This is a genomic window from Candidatus Nitrosarchaeum limnium BG20 (assembly GCF_000241145.1).
GTDB classification, from domain to species: domain Archaea; phylum Thermoproteota; class Nitrososphaeria; order Nitrososphaerales; family Nitrosopumilaceae; genus Nitrosarchaeum; species Nitrosarchaeum limnae.
Window position 1 is genome coordinate 1 of sequence record NZ_AHJG01000039.1, and the last position, 712, is coordinate 712.

Annotated in this window: 2 protein-coding genes; both read right to left on the reverse strand. The window is 30.2% G+C overall.

Annotated elements, in window-relative coordinates; translation table 11 throughout:
- The coding region (locus BG20_RS12975) for a hypothetical protein (protein ID WP_010189984.1) at window positions 1–307 on the reverse strand (307 nt) is incomplete at its 3' end.
- A partial coding sequence (locus BG20_RS12980) for a hypothetical protein (protein WP_010189985.1) occupies window positions 286–712 on the reverse strand: 427 nt, incomplete at its 5' end. The genes BG20_RS12980 and BG20_RS12975, both read right to left, overlap by 22 nt.

The window sequence follows — 712 nt, forward strand, 5'->3', positions numbered from 1 at the left end:
ATGCACTAACAGTTAGAGTTTGAAAGTTGTTAGTAGAGTTATCTTTGATATCAATAAAATCAAGATCACCATCTAGTTTCAAAGAATTCTCAGAGATTTTGGCATTGCCTGAAGCAGTTCCATTTACAAGAGAATCAAATTTCAAGGCTAGCTTTGCATCGTCAATAGAAAATCCACGTGTAAGAATTACTGTCAACGAATCAGAAATTGACATGCTTGAATCAGCTGAAAGTGAATTAGATGTATCAGATGTAGTGTCGCCTAAGAATTTTGATAGTGTAACGCTTAGCATATCAGAAATTGACATGTTTGAATCAGCTGAAAGTGAATTGCATTTATCGATTTAGAAATAATTTCTGTATTGTTATTATCTTTAGATAAAACATCACTAAGATTTTCTTGGATTACATAATCAGAGTTTGTAGATTGTGAAATAATTTCTGTATTGTTATCCATTTCCGCAAAAGCGTATCCCCAATAAGATTTTGAGATCGACATCGGGGTGATTACAGTAGATGAAGCAAGCAATACAACAAAAGTTAAAGTCAAAAGTTGTTTAATTTGATAAAATTTAATTTGCATATTATCATAACGAATAAAAATAAAACCTGCAAAAGGCATCAACAATATTAAAAATATTGGATTCTTGAGATCAAAAAATTTGATCTTTTGAAAGATCAAAGTTGAATTGATCAAAAATAATTTGATCGGT